This is a genomic window from Trebonia sp., from assembly GCF_049794275.1.
Lineage (GTDB): Bacteria > Actinomycetota > Actinomycetes > Streptosporangiales > Streptosporangiaceae > Trebonia.
Window position 1 is genome coordinate 1 of record NZ_JBARCR010001200.1, and the last position, 1,634, is coordinate 1,634.

General features: G+C 72.0%; 2 protein-coding genes. Both read right to left on the reverse strand.

All coding sequences use genetic code 11. The features are described 5' to 3' along the window. Positions 1–91 precede the first annotated feature (91 nt). On the reverse strand, positions 92–625 hold the full coding sequence (locus WA805_RS29585; protein ID WP_422285577.1) for a PadR family transcriptional regulator: 534 nt from the start codon (positions 623–625) through the stop codon (positions 92–94). Positions 626–719: 94 nt separating this feature from the next. Then, positions 720–1,634, reverse strand: a 915-nt coding sequence (locus tag WA805_RS29590; protein ID WP_425243968.1) for an NAD-dependent epimerase/dehydratase family protein, incomplete at its 5' end; no start/stop codon positions are given.

Sequence of the window (1,634 nt, forward strand, 5' to 3'; positions counted from 1 at the left end):
TCGACCTCGTCGACGGCGCGCACGAGCCCTTCGCCCTTGCCATAGTCCTTGCGCAGCCCGCGAGCGCGAAGCAGCGCCGTTCCCGCACCGCTCATCTCTTTCTCCTCCGGATAGTCCAGTTCGCCTCGCAGGCCTCCAGCCAGCGGAGGTCCGCTTGCAAGCGGAGCGCGATGCCTTCGAGCAGCAGCGCCGCGTCGGACCCGTCCGGCACCGCCATCTCGGCGCGCTGCGCGTCGCGCAGCCGCCGCAGCAGCTCACGGCGCTGCGCGTCGATGATGCCGATCGGGTCCGCGAGCCCAGCGGCGGCGGCCGCGATCAGCTTGAGGTGGAACTCGGCGAGGTCGGGCTTCGGCCAGCTCACCTCGGCGAGCCACTCCGCGACGCGCTGCTGGCCCGCCGCGGTGAGCACGTACACCTTGCGGTCCCTGTCGGCGGGACCTGTCGACCCGGGCGTCTCCTCGACGGCGACGAGGCCCGCCTTCTCCAGCCGTCCGAGGGTGACGTAGACCTGGCCGGCGTTCAGCGCCTCGCCGAGCGGGCCCAGCGCGTCGTTCATCCTGGCGCGCAGCTGGTAGCCCTGTGAGGGCTCCTTCGCCAGCATCGCCAGGACGACTTCCTGCTGCATCACGCCTCCATCTAACGGTTATATGATGAGAGCCTAACGGTTATATGGGATCGCGTCAACGCTGGAGGTGAGCCGGGCGCGCGCGTTCGGGTCGTTAGCCGGCGAGCTCGCGGAGCAGACGGTCCTCCTCGGCCGCGGCCAGGCCCTCTTTGCCTGGGGCGGGTCCGCCGCGGGCCAGGTCCCAGGACAGGGTGTCGCGGATCGTGTCGATCACGGGCCGGCACACCAGGCCGGCGGCGACCGCGCGGGAGCTGTCGACGTCGTTGTACGCGTCGTAGCCCGGCTCGCCGACCCACAGCGGAATGCCCATTCCCCGGTTGACGCCCGCCGCGACCAGCCGCTCGGTAGGGATCCAGACCGGCTCGGCGTCGCTGTAGGCCGCCGTCTTGCAGAGATCGATAAATATCCCGAACGGGACCGGGGTTCCAGTCAGGTTGAACACGCCCGCTGTCCCGGCGTGGCAGGCGTCGGCGAGGAACGCCGCCAGGTCCCGCACGTCGATGAACTGCACCAGGTCGGCCGGGTCGCCGGGCGCGAGCACACGGCCCCCGCGAGCGATCCTGCGCGGCCAGTACGGCACCCGGTCGGTCGGGTCGTGCGGCCCGGTGATCAGGCCAGGGCGCCCGATCAGCGCCCGGTCGCCGTAGACGTCGCGGACGGCCTGCTCGCACAGCGCCTTGTTCGGCCCGTAGGTCTCCTCGAGGCTGGTCGCGCCCGGCCGCAGCCCCGCGACCGGCGCGTCCTCGAGCTGGGCCGCGGTGGTGTTCTGGTCCGCGTACACCGACACCGTGGAGACGAACACGTACCGGCCTGTCCGCCCGGCCAGCGCCTCCGCCGACAGCCGCACCACGCGCGGGTCGTAGCCCGCCACGTCGATGACCGCGTCCCACGCCCGGCCGTCGAGGCCGGACAGGTCGCTGGTGCGGTCGCCGGTGATCGTTTCCACGCCGGGGTACAGCCCGGGATTGCTCACGCCGCGGTTGAACAGGGTCACGGTGTCGCCGCGGCC

Bases quoted from the DNA above. Each gene is read 5' to 3' on its own strand.
- WA805_RS29585 (WP_422285577.1), bottom strand. From the start codon at position 625: ATGCAGCAGGAAGTCGTCCTGGCGATGCTGGCGAAGGAGCCCTCACAG.